Annotated in this window: 22 protein-coding genes; 9 read left to right on the top strand and 13 right to left on the bottom strand. The window is 60.7% G+C overall.

Annotation, left to right across the window (positions count from 1 at the left end; genetic code table 11):
• Positions 1-2: 2 nt before the first annotated feature.
• Positions 3-398 (top strand): SirB2 family protein, encoded by a 396-nt coding sequence (locus HNQ60_RS04885; protein ID WP_184329867.1) that lies wholly within the window; start codon positions 3-5, stop codon positions 396-398.
• Between the two features lie 3 nt (positions 399-401).
• Here the strand turns inward: HNQ60_RS04885 and HNQ60_RS04880 are convergent, their stop codons facing one another.
• Entirely contained in the window at positions 402-1,559 is a 1,158-nt protein-coding gene (locus tag HNQ60_RS04880; RefSeq protein ID WP_184329866.1) for an HPP family protein, read from the bottom strand.
• A 233-nt stretch (positions 1,560-1,792) separates the two neighbouring features.
• Here HNQ60_RS04880 and HNQ60_RS04875 point away from each other — a divergent pair, with 233 nt between their 5' ends.
• From HNQ60_RS04875 to HNQ60_RS04865, 3 genes are all read left to right on the top strand, one after another.
• Positions 1,793-2,899, top strand: coding sequence for a hypothetical protein (locus HNQ60_RS04875; protein ID WP_184329865.1), 1,107 nt, complete (start codon positions 1,793-1,795; stop codon positions 2,897-2,899).
• Between the two features lie 58 nt (positions 2,900-2,957).
• The gene (locus tag HNQ60_RS04870) at positions 2,958-5,039 is read left to right on the top strand and encodes a hypothetical protein (RefSeq protein WP_184329864.1); all 2,082 of its coding nucleotides are present in this window, start codon (positions 2,958-2,960) and stop codon (positions 5,037-5,039) included.
• Positions 5,040-5,348: 309 nt separating this feature from the next.
• Positions 5,349-5,693 (top strand): hypothetical protein, encoded by a 345-nt coding sequence (locus HNQ60_RS04865; RefSeq protein WP_184329863.1) that lies wholly within the window; start codon positions 5,349-5,351, stop codon positions 5,691-5,693.
• A gap of 24 nt (positions 5,694-5,717) precedes the next feature.
• On the opposite strand, the gene HNQ60_RS04860 is transcribed toward HNQ60_RS04865, so the two are convergent.
• Positions 5,718-6,176, bottom strand: coding sequence for a hypothetical protein (locus HNQ60_RS04860; protein WP_184329862.1), 459 nt, complete (start codon positions 6,174-6,176; stop codon positions 5,718-5,720).
• 196 nt (positions 6,177-6,372) lie between these two features.
• Between HNQ60_RS04860 and HNQ60_RS04855 the strand changes: the two genes are divergently transcribed.
• The 3 genes from HNQ60_RS04855 to HNQ60_RS04845 all read left to right on the top strand — a co-directional run bounded on the left by HNQ60_RS04855 (position 6,373) and on the right by HNQ60_RS04845 (position 10,370).
• A complete protein-coding gene (locus HNQ60_RS04855; protein ID WP_184329861.1) occupies positions 6,373-7,119 on the top strand; it encodes an endonuclease/exonuclease/phosphatase family protein in 747 nt (248 codons plus the stop codon).
• A gap of 31 nt (positions 7,120-7,150) precedes the next feature.
• On the top strand, positions 7,151-9,184 hold the full coding sequence (locus HNQ60_RS04850; protein WP_184329860.1) for a 3-hydroxyacyl-CoA dehydrogenase NAD-binding domain-containing protein: 2,034 nt from the start codon (positions 7,151-7,153) through the stop codon (positions 9,182-9,184).
• Positions 9,185-9,308: 124 nt separating this feature from the next.
• Positions 9,309-10,370 (top strand): cyclic nucleotide-binding domain-containing protein, encoded by a 1,062-nt coding sequence (locus HNQ60_RS04845; protein ID WP_184329859.1) that lies wholly within the window; start codon positions 9,309-9,311, stop codon positions 10,368-10,370.
• Positions 10,371-10,405: 35 nt separating this feature from the next.
• Here the strand turns inward: HNQ60_RS04845 and HNQ60_RS28260 are convergent, their stop codons facing one another.
• Positions 10,406-10,663: an SEC-C metal-binding domain-containing protein gene (locus HNQ60_RS28260; RefSeq protein ID WP_407676433.1), complete on the bottom strand. Its 258-nt coding sequence runs from the start codon at positions 10,661-10,663 to the stop codon at positions 10,406-10,408.
• Between the two features lie 996 nt (positions 10,664-11,659).
• Here HNQ60_RS28260 and HNQ60_RS04835 point away from each other — a divergent pair.
• Together HNQ60_RS04835 and HNQ60_RS28255 are read left to right on the top strand one after the other, a co-directional pair.
• Positions 11,660-12,103, top strand: coding sequence for a hypothetical protein (locus tag HNQ60_RS04835; RefSeq protein ID WP_184329857.1), 444 nt, complete (start codon positions 11,660-11,662; stop codon positions 12,101-12,103).
• A gap of 8 nt (positions 12,104-12,111) precedes the next feature.
• Positions 12,112-13,029 (top strand): RES family NAD+ phosphorylase, encoded by a 918-nt coding sequence (locus tag HNQ60_RS28255; protein ID WP_184329856.1) that lies wholly within the window; start codon positions 12,112-12,114, stop codon positions 13,027-13,029.
• Between the two features lie 161 nt (positions 13,030-13,190).
• Here the strand turns inward: HNQ60_RS28255 and HNQ60_RS04825 are convergent, their stop codons facing one another.
• The 10 genes from HNQ60_RS04825 to fabD form a co-directional block, all read right to left on the bottom strand.
• Positions 13,191-13,541 (bottom strand): PilZ domain-containing protein, encoded by a 351-nt coding sequence (locus HNQ60_RS04825; RefSeq protein ID WP_184329855.1) that lies wholly within the window; start codon positions 13,539-13,541, stop codon positions 13,191-13,193.
• Between the two features lie 41 nt (positions 13,542-13,582).
• A complete protein-coding gene (gene holB, locus HNQ60_RS04820; RefSeq protein WP_184329854.1) occupies positions 13,583-14,632 on the bottom strand; it encodes a DNA polymerase III subunit delta' in 1,050 nt (349 codons plus the stop codon).
• A 6-nt stretch (positions 14,633-14,638) separates the two neighbouring features.
• Entirely contained in the window at positions 14,639-15,271 is a 633-nt protein-coding gene (tmk, locus tag HNQ60_RS04815; RefSeq protein ID WP_184329853.1) for a dTMP kinase, read from the bottom strand.
• Positions 15,272-15,276: 5 nt separating this feature from the next.
• Positions 15,277-16,314 carry an endolytic transglycosylase MltG gene (gene mltG / locus HNQ60_RS04810; protein ID WP_221304012.1) on the bottom strand — a complete coding sequence of 346 codons (1,038 nt, stop codon included), beginning with the start codon at positions 16,312-16,314 and terminating at the stop codon, positions 15,277-15,279.
• The gene (gene pabC / locus HNQ60_RS04805) at positions 16,311-17,123 is read right to left on the bottom strand and encodes an aminodeoxychorismate lyase (protein WP_184329852.1); all 813 of its coding nucleotides are present in this window, start codon (positions 17,121-17,123) and stop codon (positions 16,311-16,313) included. Before pabC ends, mltG begins: the two co-directional genes overlap by 4 nt.
• Positions 17,120-18,484 (bottom strand): aminodeoxychorismate synthase component I, encoded by a 1,365-nt coding sequence (locus HNQ60_RS04800; protein ID WP_184329851.1) that lies wholly within the window; start codon positions 18,482-18,484, stop codon positions 17,120-17,122. The genes pabC and HNQ60_RS04800 overlap by 4 nt, the downstream gene beginning before the upstream one ends.
• Positions 18,485-18,490: 6 nt before the next feature.
• Positions 18,491-19,735 (bottom strand): beta-ketoacyl-ACP synthase II, encoded by a 1,245-nt coding sequence (gene fabF / locus HNQ60_RS04795; protein WP_184329850.1) that lies wholly within the window; start codon positions 19,733-19,735, stop codon positions 18,491-18,493.
• Positions 19,736-19,853: 118 nt separating this feature from the next.
• On the bottom strand, positions 19,854-20,096 hold the full coding sequence (gene acpP / locus HNQ60_RS04790; RefSeq protein WP_184329849.1) for an acyl carrier protein: 243 nt from the start codon (positions 20,094-20,096) through the stop codon (positions 19,854-19,856).
• A 153-nt stretch (positions 20,097-20,249) separates the two neighbouring features.
• The gene (gene fabG / locus HNQ60_RS04785; protein ID WP_184329848.1) at positions 20,250-20,999 is read right to left on the bottom strand and encodes a 3-oxoacyl-ACP reductase FabG; all 750 of its coding nucleotides are present in this window, start codon (positions 20,997-20,999) and stop codon (positions 20,250-20,252) included.
• Positions 21,000-21,001: 2 nt separating this feature from the next.
• Positions 21,002-21,943 (bottom strand): ACP S-malonyltransferase, encoded by a 942-nt coding sequence (gene fabD, locus HNQ60_RS04780; RefSeq protein ID WP_184329847.1) that lies wholly within the window; start codon positions 21,941-21,943, stop codon positions 21,002-21,004.
• Positions 21,944-21,952: the final 9 nt, after the last annotated feature.

The following is a 21,952-nucleotide window of genomic DNA, read 5'->3' as shown; positions in this document are numbered from 1 at the left end:
CGATGGCTGAGTTCTATCTGCAGATCAAATGGGTCCACGTTGCGGCAGTCATCGCGAGCGGAGTGTTGTTCTTCCTGAGAGGCGGCGCGCAACTGCTTGGCGCTCGCTGGACGATGGCCGCGCCTCTGCGGTATCTCAGCTATACCGTCGACACGGTATTGCTCACCGCTGCGCTGATGCTCGCGACGATCCTGCACCAGATGCCATTTGCGAACGGCTGGCTGACCGCGAAGGTACTGCTGCTGGTTGTCTATATCGTGCTGGGCAGCTTCGCGCTGAAGCGCGCAAAGAATCGACGCCAGCAGGCGTTCTGCTGGATCGGCGCGCTGCTCGTTTACGGATTCATCGTCAGCATCGCACGAACCCACAATCCATTGGGGCTCTTCGCGATGCTCTGACAGTCAGGGCCGAACGGCCTTGTACAGAGCCCGCATCAGATCCGTCTGTGTGATGATGCCGACGAGACGGTTCTGCGCGTCGATGATCGGGATGTGATGGTGACCGCCATCCGAGAACAGCGGCATCAGCTCCATGACGTGCCGGTCGTCAGACGCGACGCGCACTTGCCGGGTCATGATCTGACCGACGACCTCCGGCTTGTCGGAGTGTGTGAGACCCGACAACTTCACGAGCGAACGCAACCGCGCACCAATCTCGTCATGCGCATCCAGATCCACGTGTCGCATGAAGTCGGCCACGGTAACGATGCCGACCAGTCGACGGCTTTTGTCTATGACAGGCAACGCCTTGATGCGATGCTCACGCAGTAACGCCCACGCTTGCCGCAGTGTCGTACCGAACTCGACCGCAATGGGTTGCGTGGACATGACGTCTGAGCAGCGCAGCTCGCCGAGATTGCGGTGATAAGCAGCCAGCTCCGCGTGATGCAGCAGCTCCTCGAGATCGTCGCGGCTGACGTCGAGCACCTGGTTGTAGTGAGCGAGGGCCGTATCGAGATCAGACGATGTGAATCGAGAGAGCAGGAGGCCAGTGGAAGCAGGGGAGAGCTGCACGTGCGGGTACCGCCTGCCCGTAAGCGAGTTGTAGACGATCCCGGCGAGCACCAGTACGACTGAGTTGAACAGCACCGGCGTCAGCGCGAACGAAAACTCCGTCTGGTGACTGAGCACCGCAAACAAAGCACTCGCGCCGCCAGGCGGATGAAGACATCGCAGTGGGAACATCAGGGCGATCGCGAGTGCCACTGCCGCCGCTGCTGCGAGCCTCTGATCAGGGATAAGAAGGACGCACGCGATGCCGACGAGCGCAGAGATCGTATTTCCGCCGATCACCGACCACGGCTGCGCGAGAGGACTGGCGGGCACCGCGAATACCAGAACGGCACTGGCTCCCAGAGGTGCAACGAGCCACAAGCCTGCGGGATCTGGCAGCAATAACCCGAGCCAGGCGGTCAGGAGGATGCCGATTCCAGCGCCCGCGAAGGCTCGAGCACGTTCGCGCGTGTCGACCAGAACCGGTGCCGGCCAGAAGGTACTGATCCAGTGCCTGATGACGGCCAGACCGCCAGGTGCTCGTTGTTCTACTGCTGTTCGATCCATTGGAACCGCCGGCGAGGAAAGAGCCCCATTGCCCATGCTCGCGAGCGGCCGCGGAGTATCCGCGAGGCGGGTAGATGAGTCCAATGTCGAATTCGCAGAAGTCGTGAAGCGATGCTTCCATGGTTCCGGGCCTGTCAGCCAAATCCCTCCCGGCAGTCCCTCATTGCGAAGGAACGCGGTGTTGCCATGATCGCGTGCGATCAGCGGATGCGTGACCAGCAAGGAGAGCCGCCATGAACGTCTACGTGGGCATCGCCGTCGTTGGGTTGACCTGCGTGTCAGTGGCACACGCTTCACAGCCGGAGCAGATCAAGCCACGGACGACACAGTATTGTGCATACGGTCTTGGTGACTCGGCACCCGGGGCGTACGCAACGCCCACGGCAATCAACAATCGCAATCATATCGTGGGCTACTACGTCTCCGATGGCCGTCCGCTGCCCTTCGTATGGAGCGCTGAAACGGGCATGCGCAAGCTGCCGCTGCTGGAGGGAGACGATATGGGATCGGCAGCGGACATCAACGACCGGGGCGAGATCGTCGGCGTATCGATGAATCAAGCAGAGTTCATGGAGCACTCGGTGCGTTGGCATCGCAATGGCGAGATCGAGGCGCTGAGCATTCCCTTTGTGGAGGGCGCCAGTCACTACGCGACCGGCATCAATCGACGCGGCGACATCACGGGGAGCAGCAACAGACGGCCGGCCAATCCGATCGACCGAGGATATCTGCTCGAACGAAATGGCAATGCGATCGACCTCGGCACCCTCGACTCGCCCTACCCGGCATCGACAGCACTCGGCTTGAACGATGCGGGCACGGTCGTTGGGTTCAGTACGTTCGGGTTTCAGTCCAACGCCTTCGTGTGGACGCGCGCGACGGGGCTCGAGCTGCTGTGGGAACCGGGCCGAGATGGCTGGTACGCAATAGCCGCTTATGCCGTCAACAATCGTGGCCACGTCGTCGGATCTATGGAGTCGAATGCCGGATTCGACAGCTTCTTCTGGTCGCGGCAGGGCGGACTCGTCTTCTTCAACGTCCCTGACGGTTCAGCGAAGGACATCAACGCACGCGATCAGGTAGTCGGTTGGGGTTCGGACTACGGTTACCTCTGGGACCGTCGCAATGGCGTGCAGGATCTGAATACGCTCGTCGATCGGTCGAGTTCCGAACCCGTAGGTCAGATCATCACCGGCTATTCGATCAACGATGCCGCCTGGATTGCGGCGCAGGCAGATGACGGCACGCAGACCCGCGCAGTCGTGCTGATTCCGCAGCGTCGGGCGAAGAAGCCGTGCCCGCCAACTGTGCCGCGTGCATCTGCCCCAGTTGAGCAGTGAGGGGAAGAGGGCGCACGGAATTCGCCCTGCGCCATAGGACGCTGGAAGGAGACTGGCAATGAGCAATCCCCATGCATCGCTATTCGTGGCATCAGCCCTCGGCAGCCTGATACTCACGCAGAATGTCTTCGCGTCGGCGTCGGCGAGCGAAGGGCAGCTCATCGACGGCCGCGGTGAAGCGATCGAGCTGCGAGTCGCAATTGAGCCGCTTGTTGTGAATGAACCCGACATCGTTGCCGCCGCAGACGGCATCGTCGCTACGTTCGACGCGCCCGCCCTTGTTGCACTCAGCCGGAACGGAGAAACGCGCAACTTGGAAATCACCTCCGAGAATCTCCGCTTCACGTTCCGCGACCAGGGCAAGTTCATGGTGTCGAGGAGCGCAGCTGGGCTCATCATCCAGGCGCCTGCGAACAGCTCTGGATGTCCGATCTACGATCAGATCACCGGCATCTGGCAGGCGCCGGGCATCAGGGCCTACAAGAGAATCAACGTCAGCCAGAGTTCCCGAACGCCACCCGCAAGCGGCCAGGACTGCTCATCGAGGTCCTCGGCGTCCGTCGCACCTGAGTCCGGGGAAGATCCGCTCTCAGGAACTTCAACCGATTTTGACGCTGCGATTCGAAGCCGCATCGCAGATGGCAGCAATGCGGTGCGAGTCGTTCCTCCCTCGGTCGATGGCGCAGGGCTGCTCCGAATCGTGGAAGCATGCGAGCGACAGAGGGTGTGGTGTCTGCTGGATCCCGGACTTGCACCAGCGGATGAGACTGGCGCGAGCGCAAGCGACCCAGTGAAATATTTCACACAGACAGCAGTTCACGACACGCTGCTCAAGCATCAGGACTACGTGATGCTGGTGGTTCGTGAAAGCGAGGGCGAAGCACTCGACCCGGGTGACGCACTCAACCAACTACGTGGGATCGGACTGCCGCATGTCGTGCTGTTCAGTGCGAGCTCGATGCGGTCTGGCGCGGATGCCGAAGCACTACTGGGTGTCGACCCTTACCAAGCAGTCGCACTGACGGTCACCGCGGGCCACGATCCCGTGATGGCCGCGTCTGTGCCTGTGGTGACGCTGCCCGACGTCCAGACAGCAGCTGCGGACGTTCCATGCAAGCTCAAGATCAATCACGGCTCAACGACTGTATTGGATGTGGACTGTCGCGTGGATGCAGCAGGGGCAGGTGGCATGCCGGAACTTACGATCGGTGGTAACCACGGAGCCGTGCGCACGACGACCAGGAGCGACTGGTTTCGAGCTGGTGCATCCAATACCACGTCGCTGCCCGTGATCATCGATGGCTGGCAGAGCCCGACGCCAGGCGGCTCCCGCATTGGAATACTCGCCGTGGAAGTCCCTGGCCAACAGCACAGCCGTGTTCTGGGCTCCGTCCTGGTGAAGCAGTCGTCCAGGTACTGGCGCTACAACGTGGACATGTTCAGCGGCGGGGTGAGTGCGCTGGAGAACCTGCTGGACAATCGCGGCGCCAGCGAGTGGGAACTGGCGAACGTCTCCGCCAGCGGCGTCTATATCTTCAAGCAGCGCGCGGATCAGAGTCTCATCTGGCGTTACAACGTCGACGCGTTCAGCGGCAACATCGGTGCGCTCGAAAACCTGCTGGACAATCGCGGCGCCAGCGGCTGGGAACTGGCCAACGTCTCCGCCAGCGGCGTCTATATCTTCAAGCAGCGGGCGGATCAGAACCTGGGCTGGCGTTACAACGCGGATGCTTTCAGCGGCGATGTGGGTGCGCTCGAGAATCTGCTGGACAATCGCGGCGCCAGCGGCTGGGAACTCGCCAACGTCTCCGCCAGCGGCACGTATATCTTCAAGCGGCGCACGAACCAGAACCTGACCTGGCGTTACAACGTGGATTCGTTCAGCGGCGACGTGGGTGCACTGGACAACCTGCTGGACAATCGCGGCTCCGCCGGGTGGGAACTCGCCAACGTCTCGGCCAGTGGCGTGTACACCTTCAAACAGAGGACCAACCGGAACCTGCGCTGGCGCTACTATGTGCGTTCATTCAGCGGCGGGCTCGGTTCGCTGGAGAATATGCTGGACAATCGTGGTCGGGACGGATGGGAATTGGCCAACGTCTCGGCCAGTGGGGTGTATATCTTCAAGCGGCCAAAGTGAGCGGAGGCCCCGACGGTGAAGTAGCGAAACTCGACCCGATCAGCTTTATACTAGATTTGTCATAATATACATTATGCGCATTAACAAATACGCCCATCCGCACACATCCGCCAGGTTTCCCCGTTGCCTTTGATAGTCGCAGGTGTATATTCCGACGCTAGTCGCTTGAGTGACCAACAGAAAAGATCACCGGCGAACTTAAAGTAGATTCTCAGCATTGGCGCCTTTCTGCTTATCCTCGCTTTCAACGAGCAGCAGAATTCGGCAACACAAGTTCATCGCTCCGTTTCAACGCGGGAGAAAGATGCAATGAGCAGCGTCTGGGAGAATTTTTTCGCGGCGACAGCCATCCTGGCTTCCAGCGGGCCGATCAAACAGCGCCTGGTGGATGCGTATCGCACGCACCTCGTGAAGATCGATCAGGACGAGTTGCCGAAGGAAATTCGCGAAGAATTCTGCTCAGTCACGACGTGTATGTCGTGTGTGCGGCCGCTGCGCGGTGAAACAGCCGAACAAGCCACTGTTCGCAAGATGTCCGACATCGAGGCCGGACGCATTGCTGGACGTATCGTCGATATGCTGGGTGCGGTTGCCCGCGCTCAGATGTTCCAGCGTCCGCCGAAGCTGCGGGCTGTGAACTCCAACGACGATTGATTCCGAGGCTCCGCCCAAAGCTTTTCAGTCCATCTTGAAGTCGATGACATCCCAGCGCGCCGTCTCTTCGTGACGGGCCTGGCGGCGAATGGCGTCGGCGATCGAACGTTCGTTCCATTCGATGATCTCGTCACCCAGCGCTTCCAGCTGGACCGGAATTTTCTGCTTCACGCCGAATGACTCCAGTACGACCACGGGCTTCTCGAGGCCTTTGGCGCAGGCGACCGTGAAATCAATCACCTCACGATATCGGTCATAGAGACCCGACGGCACGATCACGATCTCTGAGAGCATGATCTGCTTGCGGATCTCTTCCTTCATGGCCTCGCGGTCGGTGACTTTGAGGTCCGGACGGCTGCAATTCTTGTAATAGAAGTTATGGGAGCTTTCGAGGTACTCGAAAACGCGGTCGTAGTCTTCCGCGGGTTCGAAGCAATGGCTCACGAACAGGCGCACCGGATTCTGCTGAGAAATGCCGCTCAAGGTTCCACTCCTGTGCACCGGCATGTCGCATGAATACCGGTATTTGACCGAATAGTAATCGAGAACCGGTCCGTTGCGAGCACCAGGAATGGGTTGGGCGGTGCGATTGAGGGTCCCTCGGACAGCTTATTTGCGAGGCCTGCTATAGAATGCGGCGCTGCGATTTTCCGCTGTTCCGCGGTTACTTCCCCTCAAGATGCGCTTCGTTCTGTACAACATCCGGTACGCGACCGGCACGGGCCCGGCGTTTCACCTGCCCATTCCAGGTGCCGGGTACCTTCGCAGCAATACCCGCATCCTCGAGCGCCTGACGGCCTACCTGAAATCGCTGGATCCCGACCTGGTCGGTCTGATCGAAGTGGACACGGGCTCGATCCGTACGGGCCTCGTGAATCAGGCGACGCAGATCGCGAACGCACTCGGTCACTATTCGATGTACGAGTGCAAGTACGGTGCATCGTCCTTCAACCAGTTCCTTCCCATCGTGCGCAAGCAAGGCAACGCGTTCCTCGCGGCGCCGCGCGTCGAAGGCGAACGTTTCCATTATTTCGAAACGGGCATCAAACGCCTGATCATCGAGCTCGAACTCGAAGACGTTGCGATCTTCCTGGTGCATCTGTCGCTCAAATTCCGGCATCGGCACGATCAGCTGCGTCATCTGCACGAGCTGGTCAAGCGCGCCAGCAAGCCGGTCATCGTGGCAGGGGACTTCAACACGTTCTGGGGAGATCACGAGATCTATCTCTTCATGGAGGCTTCCGGCCTGAAGAGCGCCAACCGCCTCGGTCTGCCCTCCTACCCTGCCCGCAACCCGCGCAAGGAACTCGATTTCATCCTGTATTCGAACGGCATCGAGATCACGCATTTCGACATTCCGGACATTCGCTTCTCGGATCATCGCCCGCTGATCTGCGACTTCAACGTGCGCCGCCAGCCCGTCTGACGGTGCGATTCTTCTGCTGCACGAGGTTTCCATGCCAGCGCACGACACTGCGTCGAACTGGACGTTGACGACGGACGAATCCGGCATCGCCTGGCTTGCCGCAGACAAGGCGGATGCGTCCGCGAACAGCTTGTCGCGAGCCGTGATGGAAGAGCTCAGCGCGCGAATCGAAGAGTTTCATCGATCGCCGCCGAAGGCTTTGATCATCACTTCCGCGAAGAAGAATGGATTCGTGGCGGGAGCGGACATCAAGGAATTCGTCGGCATCCAGGATCCGGATCAGGCGTACCAGATGATCCGACAGGGTCAGCAGGTCCTGGATCGTCTCGAAGCGCTGCCGTGCCCGACGGTTGCCGCGATCAATGGGTTTGCGCTCGGCGGTGGTCTCGAGTTGGCGCTTGCCTGCAAGTATCGAGTTGTTGCTGACGATGCGTCGATCACGCTGGGCTTCCCGGAGGTGATGCTGGGCGTGCATCCGGGATTGGGCGGCACCGTACGGGCTGTGCAGTTGGCCGGACCGATTGCAGCGATGGATCTGATGCTGACAGGGCGCTCGATCCGGCCGAAGAAGGCACTCGAGCTGGGGCTCGTCGACCGGCTCGCACCGCCTGCGGAGCTGAACGAAGCCGCGAAGCGAATCGCGCTGAATCCCCCTCCTCTGCGCACGACCGGTTTCAAGAATCGACTGCTGAACTCCGGCATCGTGAGACCCATTCTCGCGGGTCAGATGCGTGCGCAGGTGGCGAAGCGCGCGCGACCGGATCACTACCCGGCGCCCTACGCAATGATCGAACTGTGGCAACGCCACGGCGGGCACGGTGAACAAGCGTACGACGCCGAAGCGCGCTCGATGGGCAAGCTGCTGTGCACGGAAACGTCACGCAACCTCGTACGAGTGTTCTTCCTGCAGGAGCGACTCAAGGCGGGCGGCAAATCGAATCTGCCTCCGGCGAAGCATGTGCATGTAGTCGGTGCCGGCGTGATGGGCGGCGACATCGCTACGTGGTGTGCCGTCCGCGGCCTCACCGTCACGCTCCAGGATCGCGAGATGAAATACATCACGCCGGCGATGGAACGTGCCAAGGCGTTCATCGACAAGCGCTATCCCGATCAGGCCAAGAGAGACGAGACACTCGCGCGCCTCAAGGCAGATGTCGAAGGGAACGGCGTTCCCGATGCGGATGTGGTAATCGAGGCGATCTTCGAGAATCTGCAGGCGAAGCAGGATCTCTACGCACGTCTCGAACCGCGAATGAAGGCTGATGCGGTGCTGGCAACGAACACGTCCAGCATCGTGCTCGAGCAGTTGTCCCAGAAACTGGCGACGCCGACTCGGCTGGTCGGATTGCACTTCTTCAACCCCGTGGCGCGCATGCCGCTGGTCGAAGTCATTCGCACGAAGGACACCGATCCCACGGTCGTTCAACGCGCGCTGGCGTTCGCCCGCCAGATCGACAAGCTGGCGATCGTCTGCATGAGCTCGCCCGGATTCCTCGTGAATCGCGTGCTCATGCCTTATCTCAGCGAAGCGATTCGTGCGGCGGAGGAAGGCGTTCCGCTGCCCCTCATCGACCGCGCCGCTGAAGACTTCGGGATGCCGATGGGACCGATCGAACTCGCGGACGTCGTGGGGCTCGATGTCGCAATGAGTGTGGGCAAGGTCTTCCTGCAGTCGGATAGCGCAGCGGCTCCGCCGACGCTGCAGAAGCTCTACGACGCGAAGAAGTTCGGCAAGAAGACGGGCGAAGGGTTCTACAAATGGCAGAACGACAAGCCCCAGAAGCCGGATATCACGGGCCAGAAGGCTCCTGCGGACCTGCAGGATCGATTGCTGCTGTCGCTCGTCAACGAGGCCGTTGCGGTGCTGCGCGAAGGTGTCGTCGAAGATGCTGACCTGGTCGACGCCGGGGCGATCTTCGGTGCGGGTTTCGCGCCGTTTCGCGGTGGGCCGATTCAGTACGCGAAGAGCCGTGGGGTCGAGGCCGTCGTGACACGTCTGCAGGAGCTGCAGCAGACGCATGGCGGACGTTTTGCGCCCGATGCCGGATGGCAGTCGCTACGATAATTGCAGGCGCGCTGCAATACGGGCGCGCCGGAGTTACGGCAAAAAGCCCTGTGCTACGATGCCCTGTGGGTGCAGCTCCTGCACCCTGATATCCAGTCCGACCGCCAGGTGAATTGGTAGACCAATGGAGAGCAAGCCGCTCGAACTCAGTCTCTTACGCTCGTTCTCGCCCCTGGATGGATTGAAGTCGGAGAATCTTCATTCGCTTGCCCGCAAAGCCGTCCTGAGAGAGCTCGGGACCGGTCGGATGCTCTTCAAGGAAGGCGATACCGACAAGCGCACGTACTATCTCGTCAGTGGCGTGATCGAGCTGATGCACGAAGGCCGCACCGTGTTGATGCTGCGCGGCGGCTCACCCGAGGCGCGCAACCCTATCGCTCCCTCCTTGCCCCGGCGCTACAGCGCGCGCGTCGTTTCCGATCGGATCGAGTTCCTCACCGTGGACAGCGACATGCTCGATGTCATGCTGACCTGGGATCAGACCGGCAGCTACGAGGTCAACGAGCTCAAGCATCAGGAAGATGCGCCAACCGGCGACGACTGGATGACCACCCTCCTACAGACCAAGGCGATGCACAAGGTTCCGCCCGCGAACATCCAGGCGATCTTCATTCGCATGCAGCGCATGGATTTCAAAGCCGGCGAATTCGTGATCCGCCAGGGTGACGACGGCGATTTCTTCTACGTGATCGTGAAAGGCAAGTGCGCCGTGATTCGCGAGACCCCGCTCAACAAGCAGGGCATCAAGCTCGCCGAACTCGGAATGGGCGACACCTTCGGCGAGGAAGCGCTGATCTCGGACGCCAAGCGCAACGCGAATGTCCAGATGATCACCGACGGTACGTTGATGCGTCTCGGGAAGGAAGATTTCCGCACGCTGCTCAACGAGCCGATGCTGCAATGGGTCGACTACGAGCAGGCGAAGGCGATGGTCGCGCGCGGCAGCAAGTGGCTGGATGTGCGCTTACCCAGCGAGTTCGACAATTACCATTTCGAAGGCGCGATCAACCTGCCGCTGTACTTCATCCGTCTCAAGCTGAAATCGCTCGAGCGCGATGCCCACTACGTCGTCTGCTGCGATACGGGCCGTCGCAGCTCAGCAGGCGCGTACATCCTGTCGGAGCGAGGATTTCACGCGTCGGTGTTGAAGGGCGGGTTGCTGACGACGGATATCGTCAAGAAGTAGCGGTATCCGAAGAGTACCCTCGTGCAACGCGCCTCTCACGTCAACGGCGCGGGTTCGACACTGATCAACCAATTGCCTTCATCGTTCTCTGTGATAACAAGCGTTGGATAGCTCCAGCTCGCAAGACTTTTGGTAGGCGCCTCAGCTCGACCATGGCAGTGCTTGAAGCGCCGGCCACTCTTACACGTGCACATCTCTAGGCGTGGCCCTGCGGCAACCAAGTATGGGGAATTCGGGTTGTCACCGAAGAGAGGTCGCGCAGACAAGATGGCGAAATGCTGTCCATGGCGCATCTTATGGCTACCGGATGTTCGCGAGGCGGTGCCGCGAGTGAATGCCCCGCTGACGCCGATTTTTGTACCCTCTGGGAGTCGATCGAGGTCGACCCCATCTTTGAGCCCAACTACGAGGCAAAACAGCGCTGGACCAGCGGTCTTCACGATTTCGCGCCTTATCTCCTCATAGATATCCCCACACATCGAAGCTGAATGCGCATCTAGTGCGTTGTCTCCACCCGTGCCGACTACGCCTACAGCAGCACCGATCACGCAGCTCGTTGGCAACTCGCTGGTATCAATTTCTACGATCTTGTCTGCTCCGCGACCGCTATACGGCTTCAGGGGCGACGCAGAGCTGCTGAACCAATCGGGGTCATTGTCTATGGTAAATGTCTCGAGGGGCTCCGCATGTACAAGCTCATCAGGCGGCGGAATGTGGCGTATGTCACCGTACCAATCCCGATTGTGAGACGCGCCCTGAGGCTTGAACTTTGTATGCAGTCTGCCGCTTTCTTTGTAGCTCCGATGACCAATCTCTCCCGGAGCCGTAGCTTGATAGGTTTCATCGCTCATCCGGGAGATTTGGAGCAGCTCGCGCACGTCTGTGCCCCGGCGCATTAGTACTCGCAACGTCTTCTCGCGTTTCGCCATTGAGTGCTCCCTGTTCCCAGCGCTATATAACCGCTCTTGCCGCGCCTGCCCAATCTGCAGGGAACCTATTCTTCTGCTCCCAGAACGTCGCAGATGAAGGGAATCAGAACGCCACACGCCCGAGGCAGCGAAGCTCAGACCTACATCGCGTGGGTCGGCTAGCCTGCAATTAGCCTAGAAACTCCCAAAAATGTCCCAATTTTGTAACCCGAGATGGATTTCCTCAGTTTCTAGGCTAGGTTGAACCCGTAGCCCATTGTTCTCAGACGACTAGGCAGACTATCTAGGAGAACTGGAACTTTTGTCATGGTTTAACCGTGGTTGAGACATGGTAGGCTGTTGGCTCATCAGGAACCCGTCATGACTAGTATCCAAGTTCGCCGCCATGATCTGGGCCAGCACATTGCGCCCGATATTCTGAAGTTGTGGAGCAATGATGGCGTCGCTGATTACAAGCGAATCGCCGAACTCTGGCATCTCAGCAAGGCTGATCTTAGTAAGATCAGTGATGTCTCTCCTGCGTCGGTACGATTTGACGTCAACATCCCTCGCCCAATGGCCGAGCGCCTGCATGAACTCGCCAACATTGCAAACTTAGTAGCTGAGTTCTTCAGGGGCGATGCGCATAAAGTTGGCCTTTGGTTTGAACTAGCCAATCCAATGCTCGGAAACATCTCGCCGCGCACAATGATTCGCGCGGGCCGATATAAGCGGCTACTCAACTTTGTATTGGAAGCCCGAGAGGCTGAACAGGCAGCCCGAAACGCTGAACAGATGGCAAAGTCGCGACCAGAGAACCACTAAGTGCCTAAGTGACGCGACGCAATCGTCCAAAAAAAACAAGAACACCGCCGCCCCTGCGGACATCGGCACTTCTGGATCTATACACCGCTGCCGATATCGATCGGTGGGACGCATTGTCAGTCACTGATCAGACGTACCGTGACCGTGTCTATTTCGATCTCGAAGCTCAACGAACTACTCACCGGAATGCGCTACTGGCGGCGCTCCAGGCCGTGGAGCCAACTTCGATCAATCTTATTCCCGACTGGTGCCGTGTCACGGATTGGACGTGGAGCAATACGCCGTTGTCGCCGGCAGGGAGTCTTAAGGGCATTGGGCAACGATTCAACATCGGCGAGACTCTCGACCGAGCACGCGGTCAGTCCTTCCCTTGCTTATACATTGGACAGGATGAAGAGACAGCGCGGATTGAGAAATTTGGTGTAGCGCGATCAGCACGGGAGGATAGGCTCTCAACATACGAGTTTGCGTTGCGAAGCCCCGACGCGTTCACGACGTTCCCGCTCCACGGTCACGTCGATGAAGTTCTCGATTTACGAGAAATGAGGCGTTTGCGTCCCTTTGTCGACATCATCAAGAGATTCAATCTCTCTTCCGACACCATCGCTTACGCAAAAAAGCACAAGTTTCCGCAGCGGACACTGGTTACGACAGTGGTGATGTTGAGGAACTTGCTCCTCGCTCCGCCTAGCTGGCGTGAGGAACCCCAGAACTATGGCATTCCTGCTCCGAGTCAAATCTTCGGGCGTTTAGTGCGCGATGCCGGATTCGAGGGAATCCTATATCCCTCGCAACGAGGCGGCCAGCTTTGCCTTGCCTTGTTCCCGGAGAACTTCCGGGATAGCAGTTCCGAAGTTCACGTACGCGGGACACCGCCTCCCGCAGCGAGTTGCTACAAACTCAACAAGGACAACCTTTGTCTTTGAGCGGGTGGCCGAACTAGACAGGGCCGCGAAGGCGGCCCTGTTCGGAAGACTGCACAAGCTATCTAGAATTGCTTGCCCGCTGACTTACAGATCTAGAAGGGAAACGAAAAGAAAAGTAACCAACCGACGCCGATCAGAAACGGGAGAAAACAGGCCCTAAACTACATCGTGTGCGTCGGCTTGTCCCCGCCCAGCGCGCCGGCCAGATAGCCTTCGATCTTGCGCTGGGTGTTGCCGCGATCCTGTTCGCTGAACTGCACGCCGATGCCGGCGGTTCGCTTTCCCTGCGCGCCCTTGGGCGTCATCCAGATCACGCGGCCGGCGACGGGCAGCTTCTCGTCCTCGCCCATCAGGTTGAGCAGCATGAAAACTTCATCGCCCAGGCGATAGTTGCTGTTCGTCGGAATGAACAGGCCGCCGTTTTTCACGAACGGCATATAGGCAAGGTACAAGGCGCTCTTGTCCTTGATCGTCAGGGTCAGCAAGCCCGGCTTGCTGGTTGGCTGCCGCATCACCATCCGCTCGCTACCTCAGAAATTCCTCGTGGCCGATCTCATCGTCGGGCCGCCGGAGCCGGACCGAGAACCTGCAGCACCGAGTGAAGCAACGATTCGATCGCCAACTCCCGCTGCAAGGCCGTGCGGGTCAGTTGGGATTTGAGGGCCCGGACCTGATCCACCACAGCGTAAAGAGCACTTATGTTCAACGCGGCCGGCAGACTTGGCAAGTGCGGCGATCTCGCCGGGAACGTGAACAGATCGGCACTTCCACCAATTGCCGCCCTGGCGACCGATGTCAGCCACAGGTCCAGCCACGTTAGCCTGTAGGGAAGCTGTGGCTTCGCGTCCTTGGTATCCCATTCCGCTGCGAGCTGCGTCACATCCGACCGCCCCGCAAGCAGCTGCCCCAGGGACTTCTGCATGCCCTCGTTCAAGGCGTCGAAACGGCCCTCCTGGGCCAGTTCGAGTGCCCGCAACGGAGCGTTGCCGGTGAACTCCAGGAGCTGCGGATCGGCTTCGGCACCACTTTCCTGGCGCAGCCATTCGATGGCTTCCGTGGACGATGGACCATGAACGACCATCTTCTGACATCGGCTGCGGACCGTAGCGGGCAATCCCGACGGACGCGAAGTGACGAGGATGAGCACGCTGCGCGGCGTCGGTTCCTCCAGCGTCTTTAGCAGGCTGTTTGCCGCGCTGATCGTCATCTGGTGCGCGGGCTCGACGATAGCCACCTTATAGCCGTGCCGGTAACTGGTCTGGGTCAGGCGACCGGTCATTTCGCGGATCTGGTCGACCGAGATCTGCTGCTTGTCTTCCTCTGGATCGATCCAGTAACGGTCCGGATGGGAACCCGCGGCGATGAGCTGGCAGCTCGCACATTTGCCGCAGAACTGAAGCGGGCCGGCTCCCGACGTTTCGCAAAGAACCGCAGCCACCAGCCAGGACGCGAGTTGGCGCTTGCCAAGGCCTTCCGCGCCCTGCAGGAGAATGGCGTGCGGGAAGCGGCTCGCGGACCAGGCCGTGCGAGCCTGATCGATTGCGCTCGCGTGCCATGGAAGGATGCGGGGAGCCGGGATTGAGGAGACGGTTTCTTCGGCCATGAATGTTCAGAACAAATGCTTTTCAATCGCCGCGCGGATCGACGCGCTCACCTGGTCGCGTTCCACCGACGCATCGATCACCACTATGCGGTTCGGTTCGCGCTGAGCGCGCGCCCGATAGGTCGAGCGAACGCGCTCGAAAAATTCCCGCTGTTCGCGCTCGAACCGATCAGTCGTTCCGATCGTCGTGTTTCGATGCTGGGCACGAGAGGAAGTCAGATCGAGCGGCGCATCCAGCAGAAGGGTCAGATCGGGCCGCAGGTCCTTCTGCACCCACTGCTCGAGCGTCGCGATCTGCGATACATCCATCCCGCGCCCTCCTCCCTGATATGCGTACGTGGCATCCGTAAACCGGTCGCACACTACCCATGCACCGCGTTCCAGTGCGGGGCGAATCACGTTGGCCAGATGCGTCGACCGTGCGGCGAATACCATCAACAGCTCGCATTCGTCGGGCATCGTTTCGCCCGAGTTTTCCAGCAGGAGCTCCCGAAGACGTTCCGCGCGCGGCGTACCTCCGGGTTCACGCGTGAAGACAGTCTCGCGCCCCTGTGCGAGCAGCCATTCGCGGACGAACGCGATCTGCGTGGATTTTCCCACGCCTTCGCCGCCCTCGATGGTGATGAATTTCCCTCGCATATCGATCAACGCTGCGGCGACCGTTGCTGGCGCAATTGCCGGAGGTATCGTTGCACAGCCGCGTTGTGCTCCTCCAGTGTCGCCGAGAAATGATGGCTGCCGTCGCCGCGGCCGGTGGCTACGAAGAACAGTGCGCCGGTCATTTTCGGCTGAACAGCTGCCCGGATCGAGTCCGCACCCGCCAGTGCGATCGGCGTCGGCGGCAAACCCGAGCGCGTATACGTGTTATAGGGCGTATCGCGCAGAAGATCTGCGCGGCGGATGTTGCCGTCGTAGTTCTCGCCGATACCGTAGATCACGGTCGGGTCCGTCTGCAGGCGCATGCCGCGCTTCAGCCGTTCGATGAATACACCGGCGATCTGTGGCCGTTCACTGTCGAGGGCGGTTTCCTTTTCGACGACTGACGCCAGGATCAGCGCCTCGTATTTCGTCGCGAGCGGCAGATCCGGCGCTCGTGCTGCCCATGCGGCGTCTAGTTCCGACTGCATTCGGCGATACGCGATGCCCAGCAGCTCCAGGTCGCTGGTACCGCGCGCGAAGTGATAGGTATCCGGAAAGAACTGCCCTTCAGGGTGAGCGCCCGGTGCGCCGAGATCACGCATCAGGTCTTCACTGCTCATGGTCGCGGCCTTCTGCGCCACAGCCGGATGCTTCGCGAGCTGCTTGCGGATCTCGGCAAAGCGCGAACCTTCGATGAACGTGATCGCATGCAGGACCACATCCCCCGAGCTCAAGCGATCGAGCAACGCGCGAGGTGACAGTCCCGGTGCAATTTCGTACTCACCCGCCTTCAGTCCGCCGGCTCGCCCGGTCAGACGTGCCCACGCGATCCACACGTTCGGTTGATCGAGCCATCCTCGACCATTGAGTTGCGAGGCGACCGTGCGAAGCGACCCGCCTCGCTCGACCTCGAATGTCGAGATCTCGCTGAGCCCTTCGATCGGGGTCTGCAGCCATACATTCGCGCGCCAGGCGATCACCACCGCGACGATGCCAGCGATGAAGATCAGCGCTGCGACGATGCGCAAGAGCTTGCGAATCACGAGAGCAACACCTGTCGAAGCTGGCCTGCGACCGCAGTGCTCTCCCAGCGATGATCCTCGAGGGCGGCCACCGACCGAATACCTCGCACCGCGTTGGTCACGAACACTTCACTCACATCATCGAGATCGTGTGGCCAGAGCGGTTCCTCACTGCTCGTCCAGCCGAGTTGCTGCGCCGCTCGCAGTACCTGTGCTCGCATTACGCCGCGTACGCCGCTGAACTTCAGGTCAGGGGTGAGCAAAGCGCCGTTGCGAACGATGAATACGTTGCTCGATGTTCCGCAGACAAGCTCGCCTTCGGTGTCGAGCATCAATCCTTCGGCGACATCCGGATCCTGCCATTCGTTCTGCGCCAGCACCTGTTCCAGTCGATTGAGATGCTTCATGCCCGCCAGCAGGGGATTACGGCTCAACCGCAGTTCACACCAGCGAACGGTGAGCCCTTCGACCGGATAGCTGGATGGCAACGGATGCAGAGTCACGATCCTTCGCGTCGGCGCTGAGGGATCGCCTCGGTACCCTCGCCCTCCGACACCGCGTGTGACGACGACCTTCAGAACGCCTTCCCGGGCCTCGGACGCGATCCGGGCAATATCTCGCTCGACATCGGAGCGCGAGAAGCGGATGCCCAGTCGATTGCATCCTTGCTCGAGGCGTTGCAGATGCGCGTCGGCAAATCGCACCATTCCATCGCGCAACAACGCCGTTTCGAACAGGCCGTCGCCGTAGTTCAGTCCGCGATCATCGACAGCTACGGCGTGCGCCGGGTCCTGAACGATCGAGCCGTCGCATAAGGCCACGACGGTCACGCGATCTCTCCGGAAAGTGCACGCAGGACGCCACGAGCCTTGGCGCGTGACTCGTCGAGCTCCCGCTCCGGGACAGAGTCCGCCACGATGCCGGCACCCGCACGCAGCGAAACCTGCCTGCCGCGTATTTCGAGTGACCGGATCAGGATGTTGAAATCCATGCTGCCGTCGGTGTTCAGATAGCCGAGGGAGCCAGTGTATGCGCCCCGCGCCGCGTGTTCGAGTTCAGCGATGATTTCCATGCAGCGCACCTTGGGGCAACCGGTAATCGTGCCTCCGGGAAACACAGCCGCAAGTGCCTGTCCGGGCGTTACGTCCGCGCGCAGTCGACCACGGATGTTGGAAACGATGTGATGAACGTGCGCGTACGACTCGATCGTCATGAACTCGTCGACGTGCACAGTGCCTGCCTCGCAGACGCGGCCCAGGTCGTTGCGCTCCAGGTCGATGAGCATGACGTGTTCGGCCCGCTCCTTCGGATGGCCGTGAAGTTCGCGAGCGAGATCCTGATCGGATGAAGCATCGCGCCCTCTCGGCCGCGTACCCGCGATCGGACGCGTCTGAATCCACCGGTCATGGACGGAGACGAGTCGCTCTGGAGACGAGCTGACGACGGCGTTCTCACCGAGGACGGCCAGAGCGCAGAACGGGCCCGGATTCGTTTTGCGCAGTCGTTCGTACAGATGAAACGGCTGGGTTTTCGGATGCAGGTCCGCACGCCAGCCGCGCGACAGATTCGCCTGATAGATGTCGCCGGCCTGGATGTATTCGAGGGCACGCTCGACGGCACGCAGGTAATCCTCGGCGGGATCTTCGTCGATCGTTCCCTGCAGAAGATCAGGCGGAGCCTGGGCGATGGCGCCCGCATTGGCGAGATCGGCCTCCATCGCATCCAGGAGCCCTTCGCGCCCTCGCTCGGCAATCGCGAAGCCACGTCCGGTGTCGCGTTCGTGAATGATCGCAGCGGGAATGCGCACGGCATCAGCGATCACACCCGGCGTCGGCGGCAAGCGAAGCCGCGGCTCGATCTGACCCGCGAGTTCGTAACCGAGATACACGAGCCAACCGCCTCGAAACGGCAACGGCGAATCGAACAATGCGGTTCGTTCGCGCTGCCACCAGTCGTCGAGGTGCTGAAGGAATGAGCCACGCGTTTCCGAACCCGTGTGACTCAGACGATCGCCGTCGCGCAGCGTGAGCCGATCGCCGGGAAAGGCAAAGAGAATATCGAAACGGCCGAGAGGCTCCCCGGACGCAGCGCTCTCAAACAGCGCGGGATAACGATCGGGCCGCGCAGCGTGAAGCGCCAGAAGCAGGGTCGGCGAGACCGTGACAGGTCTGACCGCCGGCGCGGGGTTCATTGCGGATCAGTCGAGCTTGCGGAAGATGAGACTGCCGTTCGTGCCGCCGAAACCGAAGGAATTCGACAGGGCGACCTTGATCGGCATCTTGCGGGCCGTCTTCGGCACGTAGTCCAGATCGCAACCTTCGCCCGGATTGTCGAGGTTGATCGTCGGCGGCGCGACCTGGTCGCGAATCGCGAGCACGGAGAAGATGGCTTCCACGGCGCCGGCAGCGCCGAGCAGATGACCAGTCATCGACTTGGTCGAGCTCACTGCGATCTTCTGTACGTGATCGCCGAAACAACGCTTCATAGCGAGCGTCTCCGCGCGATCGCCGAGATCAGTCGAAGTCGCATGAGCATTGATGTACTGAACGTCGCTCTGATTCAGGCCGGCGTCGCGCAGCGCGTTCGCCATCGCGAGTCGCGCGCCTTCGCCGTCATCCGGGGGCGCCGTGATGTGATGGGCATCGCCGCTCATGCCGAAGCCGACGAGCTCTGCGTAGATACGTGCGCCGCGTGCCTTCGCGTGCTCGTACTCTTCGAGCGTCAGCGCGCCTGCGCCATCCGACAACACGAATCCATCGCGATCGCGATCCCAGGGACGACTTGCGGCCTGCGGATCGTCATTGCGCGTCGACAGCGCGCGAGCCTGGCAGAAGCTGCCGAGACCGAGCGGCGTCGTCGCCATCTCACCGGCACCCGCGATCATGACGTCAGCGTCGCCGTACTGAATGAGGCGAGCTGCAAGACCGATAGCGTGCGTCGAGGTCGTGCACGCTGTGACCGTCGCGATATTGGGGCCCGTGAGCTTGAGCTGGATCGAGACGTGGCCGGAGATCATGTTGATGATGCTGCCGGGCACGAAGAACGGCGAAATCTTCTTCGGGCTGTGCGTCTCGATGTACTTCTCGTAGTTCTCTTCGATCGTATGCAGGCCGCCGATGCCCGCACCCATCGCCACTCCGATGCGCGGAGAGTTCGCTTCGGTCACCGTGATACCGGAATCCTTGAATGCCTCGATCGCCGCGGCGTAGCCGTAGTGCATGAAAGGATCCATGCGCCGCAGCTCTTTCGCGGGGAGGTATTTCTCCGCATCGAAGTCCGCCACCGGTCCGTGGAAGCGCACTGGAAACGCGCTGACATCGAAAGTCTTGATCGGGCCGATGCCGCTCTTGCCGGCGAGCACGTTCTGCCACGCCGATTCAACGGTGCTGCCGACCGGTGAAATGATGCCAAGGCCAGTGATAACGACGCGTCGCTTGGACAAGCGTTTACCTCGGAAGTGATGGCGATGCAGGAGAGAAACGGTTGGCCGCACTGCCATCCGTGGCTGATCGACCTGCTACCTGAGTGTGCGCGAGCCCGACGGGTCGCGCACCAGGGGTTCAGGCCTGTGCGCGGCGCTCGGTGATGTAATCGATCGCTTGCTGCACGGTGGTGATCTTCTCGGCATCTTCGTCGGGAATCTCGGTTTCGAACTCTTCTTCCAGCGCCATCACCAGCTCGACGGTGTCGAGTGAGTCGGCGCCCAGGTCGTCGACGAAGGAAGCGTCGTTGGTGACCTCTTCTTCCTTCACGCCCAACTGTTCGGCGACGATGGCTTTAACCTGCTGTTCAATACTGCTCATTGCTGTACGAGTCCTCTGTGAGACTGCTTGAAACCCTTCGAAAGACCGACCCTTTTATTTGTTGGGAGGGTCGCACGGGGGGCGTATTCTAAGTTAAGTGACTGAAGCGGCCAACATTTTCGAAAACGATTCGATAACAACGACTTGACACGCTCAGATCATGTACATGCCGCCGTTCACGTGGAGCGTCTCCCCCGTGATGTAACCGGCGAGCGGGGAAGCCAGGAATGCGACTGCGTGCGCGATGTCCTCGGGTGCCCCAAGACGGCCCAGCGCGACCTGGCTGGCCAGCTGTTGTTGCTGTTCCGCCGCAAGTTGCGCCGTCATATCGGTAGCGATGAAACCGGGGGCCACAACGTTCACGGTGATGGCGCGTGATCCGACCTCCCGGGCCAGCGATTTGCTGAATCCGATGATGCCGGCCTTCGCTGCGGCGTAATTCGTCTGACCTGCGTTGCCCATGACACCGACGACGGAGGCGATGCTGATGATGCGGCCGCGCCGGGCCTTCATCATCCCGCGCAGGACGGCTTTGGACAGCCGGTACACGGAAGCGAGGTTCGTATTCATGATGTCGTCCCACTCCTCCGGCTTCATGCGCAGGAGCAGGTTGTCGCGGGTGATGCCCGCGTTGTTCACGAGTATCGTCGGCGCGCCTTCTTTAGCTTCGATGTCCTTCAGCAGCGCATCCACAGATTCCTGCTGGGCAACATTGAGCACGAGGCCGCGGCCCTTGAAACCGCCTTCACCCAGCCACTGAGTAATGCCCTGGGCGCCGCCTTCGCTGGTTGCGGTGCCGATCACGGTCGCGCCCTGTTTCGCGAGCTCGAGCGCGATGGCCTTGCCGATGCCGCGTGACGCGCCGGTCACGAGCGCGATGTCACCTGTCATGGTCGCCGTCATGTTTACTCCACGCACGCCTTCAACGCGGCCTGCAGCGAATCGCTGTCTTCGATCGCGAGCATCGCGATCTCCTTGTTCTTTTCGATGCGGCGATTGAGGCCGGTCAGCACCCGCCCCGGACCGCACTCGACGATCACCTTAACGCCGCTCGCGACCATCGCCTGGATCGTCTGCGTCCACCGCACCGGCCCGACGAGCTGCTGCACGAGCGCTCCGCGGATGCTGTCGGCATCGCCGTGCTTGCGCACATCGACGGTGTAGATGTCCTTCACAGCGGGCGTGTTGAACTGGATGTCCTTCAGTCGCTGGCCCAATTTTTCGGCAGCAGGAGCCATCAACGGACTGTGCGAAGGGACGCTGACCGGGAGTTTGATGGCGCGCTTCGCGCCTTTGGCCTTCAGGATCTCGATCGCGCGATCGACTGCGGCGGCGCTGCCGGCGATCACGATCTGCCCCGGCGAATTGAAGTTCGCTGGCTGCACGATCTCGCCTTGTGCTGCTTCGCGACACGCAGCGTCGATGTCGGCATCTTCGGCACCGAGGATTGCCGCCATTGCACCCTGCCCTGCGGGAACCGCGGCCTGCATCGCCTGGCCGCGAAACTGCACGAGCGCAATCGCAGTGGCGAAATCGAGAGCGCCCGCGGCAACGAGTGCGGAGTATTCACCGAGGCTGTGTCCGGCCATTGCCGAGGGCAACAGGCCGCCGTGCTTGCGCCAGACGCGCCAGGTGGCAATGCCGGCAGCGAGCATCGCGGGCTGCGTGCGCTCCGTCTGCCCGAGCAGTTCCTCCGGGCCTTCCTGACAGAGCTTCCACAAGTCGTAGCCGAGCACCGACGAAGCTTCGGCGAATGTCTCCTGCACGAGAGGTTCGGCGCTCGCGAGTGCGCTGAGCATGCCGATAGATTGCGAACCCTGGCCCGGAAACACGAACGCAAACGCCATCGAGTGAGT

Source organism: Povalibacter uvarum, assembly GCF_014202975.1.
Classification (GTDB): domain Bacteria; phylum Pseudomonadota; class Gammaproteobacteria; order Steroidobacterales; family Steroidobacteraceae; genus Steroidobacter; species Steroidobacter uvarum.
This window is presented reverse-complemented; position numbering and strand designations above follow the sequence as displayed.